The sequence below is a fragment of the Corynebacterium sp. KPL2850 genome, assembly GCF_040225855.1.
In the GTDB taxonomy this organism is placed as follows: domain Bacteria; phylum Actinomycetota; class Actinomycetes; order Mycobacteriales; family Mycobacteriaceae; genus Corynebacterium.
The window spans coordinates 1-5,008 of record NZ_JBEHFV010000053.1; the positions used below are offsets into that span (position 1 = coordinate 1).

General features: G+C 58.1%; 5 protein-coding genes and 2 tRNA genes. 5 read left to right on the forward strand and 2 right to left on the reverse strand.

All coding sequences use genetic code 11. The features are described 5' to 3' along the window. Positions 1–223: 223 nt before the first annotated feature. The 3 genes from ABRP93_RS11275 (at position 224) to ABRP93_RS11285 (ending at position 727) form a co-directional block, all read left to right on the forward strand. Positions 224–297 (forward strand) — tRNA-Asp (locus tag ABRP93_RS11275). Positions 298–316: 19 nt separating this feature from the next. After that, positions 317–389, forward strand: a tRNA-Phe gene (locus tag ABRP93_RS11280). A gap of 56 nt (positions 390–445) precedes the next feature. Next, entirely contained in the window at positions 446–727 is a 282-nt protein-coding gene (locus ABRP93_RS11285) for a GNAT family N-acetyltransferase (RefSeq protein ID WP_349887988.1), read from the forward strand. Positions 728–776: 49 nt separating this feature from the next. Here the strand turns inward: ABRP93_RS11285 and epsC are convergent, their stop codons facing one another. Then, the gene (gene epsC, locus ABRP93_RS11290) at positions 777–1,340 is read right to left on the reverse strand and encodes a serine O-acetyltransferase EpsC (protein ID WP_239268312.1); all 564 of its coding nucleotides are present in this window, start codon (positions 1,338–1,340) and stop codon (positions 777–779) included. A gap of 83 nt (positions 1,341–1,423) precedes the next feature. Beyond that, on the reverse strand, positions 1,424–2,359 hold the full coding sequence (gene cysK, locus ABRP93_RS11295) for a cysteine synthase A (RefSeq protein WP_349887989.1): 936 nt from the start codon (positions 2,357–2,359) through the stop codon (positions 1,424–1,426). A 265-nt stretch (positions 2,360–2,624) separates the two neighbouring features. Between cysK and ramA the strand changes: the two genes are divergently transcribed. After that, on the forward strand, positions 2,625–3,464 hold the full coding sequence (gene ramA, locus ABRP93_RS11300) for an acetate metabolism transcriptional regulator RamA (protein WP_005279642.1): 840 nt from the start codon (positions 2,625–2,627) through the stop codon (positions 3,462–3,464). Between the two features lie 21 nt (positions 3,465–3,485). Beyond that, on the forward strand, positions 3,486–4,754 hold the full coding sequence (murA, locus tag ABRP93_RS11305; protein WP_349887990.1) for a UDP-N-acetylglucosamine 1-carboxyvinyltransferase: 1,269 nt from the start codon (positions 3,486–3,488) through the stop codon (positions 4,752–4,754). Positions 4,755–5,008 lie beyond the last annotated feature (254 nt).

Genomic DNA, 5,008 nt, shown 5'->3' on the forward strand with positions numbered 1-5,008 from the left:
AAGTGAAATAATCCTAATACCAGCACGCCAGACCGGCTAAACATATAACTTCACCAACACATCCTGTCGTTTAGGCCTTGCAGGCTGCTAGCTGATGCCACCTCAGCATCACTGGGGCATCGGCAAGCGGCGGAAAAACGGCGTTGTAGTGCTGATTTGTGTTGTTTCTAGGCGCCTGTGTAAAGTAATTACCCGTGCCCAAGGGGCACACAAAACTGAAAATGGCCTTGTGGCGCAGTTGGTTAGCGCGCCGCCCTGTCACGGCGGAGGTCGCGGGTTCAAGTCCCGTCAAGGTCGCGGAAACCTTCGGGTTTCTGGCCAGATAGCTCAGTCGGTAGAGCACACGCCTGAAAAGTGTGGGGTCGCCAGTTCGATCCTGGCTCTGGCCACAACTATGGTCCTTCCTTATTATCAAGGAGGGGCTATTTTTGGTTTAATGGGGGACATGGAAAAAGCAATTTCTCATCAGACCGATTTGTCCCGTTTCGTGCTTACCGTTGATGGTGTGGAAGCGGGGATCTGCGAGTACGTGGATTCCGGCGATACCCGCGAGTTCAACCACACGGTCATCGGGGATGACTTCCGTGGACAGGGCTTGTCCTCACCGCTGATTAAGGCGGCCCTCGATGAAACTCGGGCTGCCGGTATGAAGGTCATCGCCACCTGCTCTGCTGTGGCGCACTTTATGGACAAGAACCCCGAACACCAGGATCTGCTGCGCGGTTAAGCACAGCAAAAAGCGGCCCACACAAGACTGTGGACCGCTTTTAGTCTATTTAGATGTAATAGTCCGGATCCACGAGCTTGACCCGCTCATGCCTGTTTGAAGGCCGATTCTTGGCGGGGATGCCCACCGCGATGTGATCGGCCGGAACGTCCTTCGTTACAACGGCATTGGCCCCGATGGCGGAACCGGCACCGATGGTGATGGGGCCTAAGACCTTGGCGCCCGCGCCGATGGTGACGTTATCTTCCACCGTGGGGTGGCGCTTGGTCTGGGTGAGCACCTGACCGCCGAGCGTCACGCCGTGGTAGAGCATCACGCCATCGCCAATTTCCGCGGTTTCCCCGATGACAATGCCCATCCCGTGGTCGATAAAGAAGCGGCGCCCGATGGTGGCGCCTGGGTGGATTTCGATACCGGTAAAAAAGCGGTTAATTTGGGCCAGGATGCGCGCAGGACCCCGCAGGCCACGCTTCCACAGCCAGTGGGATACGCGGTGCGACCAGATGGCGTGCAGGCCGGAATAGACGATCGCGTTCTCAACGTCGCCGCGGGCGGCTGGGTCATGGTCGCGGGCATTGGCTAAATCTTCGCGGATATATTTAATAATGCTCATGCGGACTATAGTACTGGTCACAAAAAGGCACCCGCCAAGATTGGCGGGTGCCTTTTATTCACGGACTAGGCTGCGGGGGCTAATTATGCCTCGCGGATGTCCTCGAAAAGAACGGTGGAAACGTAGCGCTCACCAAAGTCCGGCAGGACAACGACGATGGTCTTGCCCTCGAACTCGGGGCGCTCAGCCAGCTTCAGTGCAGCCGAGAGGTTTGCACCGGCGGAAATACCAACCAGCAGGCCCTCCTCGGTAGCAAGGGCGCGGGAGAGCTTGATGGACTCCTCGAGGGAGGCGGTCAGTACCTCATCCAGCTGCTCGCGGTCGAGCACGTCCGGTACGAAGTTGGCGCCCAAGCCCTGGATCTTGTGTGGGCCTGCCTGGCCTTCAGACAGCACAGGGGAGTCAGCCGGCTCAACGGCTGCGAGGTAGACGTCTGGGTTCTTGGATTTCAGGTAGCGGCCTGCACCGGTGACGGTGCCGCCGGTGCCGACGCCTGCGACGAAGGCATCGACATTGCCCTCGGCGTCGTCCCAGATCTCCGGGCCGGTGGTGTCCTCGTGGATCTTGGGGTTGGCCTCGTTAGCGAACTGGGAAGCCAAGATGGCGTTGTCGCGCTCGGCGACGATCTCGTTGGCCTTATCAACCGCACCCTGCATACCGGCAGCGCCCGGGGTCAAGATGATTTCTGCACCGTAAGCGCGAAGCAGGACCTTGCGCTCATTGGACATGGTCTCTGGCATGGTGAGGACAACGTCGTAGCCCAAGGTGGCGCCGGCCAGAGCCAAGGCAATACCGGTATTACCGGAGGTGGCCTCAACGATGGTGCCGCCTGGCTTCAGGTCGCCGGACTCCTCGGCGGCCTTGATGATGGCCAGGCCGATGCGGTCCTTAACGGAGTTACCAGGGTTAAAGGACTCCACCTTGGCCAGCACGGTGGCACCCTTGCCCTCTGCCAAGCGGTTAATGCGGATGAGGGGGGTACCGCCGATGGTCTCTAGGACATTGTTGTAAATAGCCATTTATTAGGACTCCTTTGGGAATCATATTCGTGGTCAAATCAGGTACAAGCGCAAGGATACACTATTTAAGTAGACAGAGTGGTATATTTATTACAGACAACCTATTCGGGCATGAAATGTGGGATTAACGGCTGCGGAGGCAAAGGGGCGATTTCGAATTACCCCCACTTGCTGTCTATAATTCCACGTAGTTACCCGCTGCTCCCCAAGTTTTCGGGGATATCGGGTGCACCTACTTGGTTACCCCCGACGAGGAAAGAGTCTCATGGAGTCGCATCGCCTCAAAGATGATGAAGAATCCGTACGCGCGGCACTGTCGTCTCTCAAAACCGCCACCGGAATCCCAGTGACGATGTACGCAACATTATTGGCGGATAATCGCCTGCAAATTACCCAGTGGGTGGGCCTGCGTACACCGGCGCTGCAGAATCTGCTTATCGATGCCGGCGTGGGCGTCGGCGGGCGCGTCATCACCACTCGTCGCGCGGTGGGCGTATCGGATTACACGCGTGCCACCACCATTTCCCACGAGAATGACAGCGTAATCCAAGACGAAGGCCTGCACTCGATCGTTGCGGTACCGGTTACTGTGCAGCGAGAAATCCGCGGCGTGCTCTATGTTGGCGTGCACTCCCCAGTGCGTTTGGGCGATAAGGTCATCGAGGAAGTCACGATGACGGCGCGGACCCTGGAGCAAGACCTCGCGGTCAATTCCGCGATGCGTCGCGCCGATGGCGGAAAAGGAGGGGCCTCCCGCGGTCATGCAATGAACGGTGCGGAATGGGAACAGGTTCGCTCCACCCACTCCAAGCTGCGCATGCTGGCAAACCGCGTCGAGGACGAGGAGTTGCGCAAGGAACTTGAGGCACTCTGCGATCAGATGGTCTCTCCCGTGCGCGTGAAGCAATCGACCAAGCTTTCTGCCCGCGAGCTCGACGTCCTCTCCTGCGTGGCGCTTGGCCACACCAACGTCGAAGCGGCGGAAGAAATGGGAATTGGCGCCGAAACCGTCAAGTCCTACCTACGCTCCGTAATGCGCAAGTTGGGGGCGCACACTCGCTACGAAGCCGTCAATGCCGCCCGCCGGATCGGCGCGTTGCCCTGATAACCGGTAGCGTAGAAAGCTGTGAAAGATCAGTTTATTGTTTCCGGCGGTGCCCGCCTTGCAGGCACCGTCAAAGTAGATGGCGCCAAAAACAGCGTCCTTAAGCTCATGGCCGCCGCATTGCTGGCGGAGGGGACGACGACGCTGACCAATTGCCCAGAGATTCTGGACGTACCTTTGATGAAGAAGGTGCTCGAGGGCTTGGGCTGTGAGGTGACAATTGATGGCAGTACCGTCCGCATCACCACCCCCGCGACGCCGCAATCGAACGCGGACTTTGATGCGGTCCGCCAATTTAGGGCATCGGTATGCGTCCTAGGCCCACTGACCTCGCGCTGCGGGCATGCGAAGGTTGCGTTGCCCGGCGGTGATGCGATTGGCTCGCGCCCGCTCGATATGCACCAGACCGGCCTAGAAAAACTCGGCGCCACCACCCGCATTGAACACGGCGCTGTGGTTGCTGAGGCCTCCGAGCTTCGCGGTTCCACAATCCGTTTGGACTTTCCGTCCGTTGGCGCGACCGAAAACATCTTGACCGCCGCCGTCTTGGCCGAAGGCACCACCGTCCTCCACAATGCCGCCCGCGAGCCCGAGATTGTGGACCTGTGCGAGATGATGAAATCCATGGGCGCCAATATCGAAGGCGCAGGTACCTCCGAGGTCACCATCCACGGCGTGGACCGGCTTAACCCCACGGAGCACGAGGTCATTGGTGACCGCATTGTGGCCGGCACTTGGGCTTATGCCGCAGCCATGACGCAAGGCGATATCACCGTCGGCGGCATTGCTCCGCGCCACCTGCACCTTCCGCTGGAAAAGCTGAAGTCCGCCGGTGCGGAGATTGAAACCTATGAAAACGGCTTCCGCGTGCGCATGGATAAGCGTCCTACCGCTGTGGATTACCAGACGTTGCCTTTCCCAGGCTTTCCGACGGATCTCCAGCCCATGGCCATCGGCATTTCCTCCATCGCCGAAGGAACCACCGTGATTACGGAGAACGTCTTCGAATCCCGGTTCAGGTTCGTTGACGAAATGCTCCGCCTAGGTGCCGATGCCCAAGTTGATGGCCATCACGTGGTGGTGCGAGGTAAGGAGCATCTTTCCTCTACGCATGTATGGAGTTCCGATATCCGCGCCGGCGCTGGCCTGGTTCTTTCTGCACTGTGTGCCGACGAAGCCACGACCGTTCACGATGTCTTCCATATCGACCGCGGCTATCCCTACTTTGTGGAGAACCTTTCACGGCTTGGAGCCACCATCGAAAGGACGCAGGAAGAAGAAATCTTCTAATTAACCTTCCCCAGTACGCATTTTTCTCGTGTGTGCTGGGGATTTGTGGGTTTCTTGGAGTGGGGTGTAGGTTTATCCAGGTCGCCGAGAGGTAGCCGGTTGGTTACTTTTTAGTGACTTTTTGTACTGACTTGGCTCGAGGATTTGACTTGGTTTAGGTTGTTGGGTAGGTTAGTGCGAGCCGCCGATGAGAGGTTAACGTTTGGTTAATTTTCTTGTGGTGTGTGGATGTTGTTTGAGAACTCAATAGTGTG

Excerpts from the sequence above, each read along its gene's own strand:
- ABRP93_RS11285 (WP_349887988.1), top strand. The coding sequence starts at position 446 with ATGGAAAAAGCAATTTCTCATCAGACCGATTTGTCCCGTTTCGTGCTT.
- epsC (WP_239268312.1), bottom strand. The coding sequence starts at position 1,340 with ATGAGCATTATTAAATATATCCGCGAAGATTTAGCCAATGCCCGCGAC.
- cysK (WP_349887989.1), bottom strand. The coding sequence starts at position 2,359 with ATGGCTATTTACAACAATGTCCTAGAGACCATCGGCGGTACCCCCCTC.
- ramA (WP_005279642.1), top strand. The coding sequence starts at position 2,625 with ATGGAGTCGCATCGCCTCAAAGATGATGAAGAATCCGTACGCGCGGCA.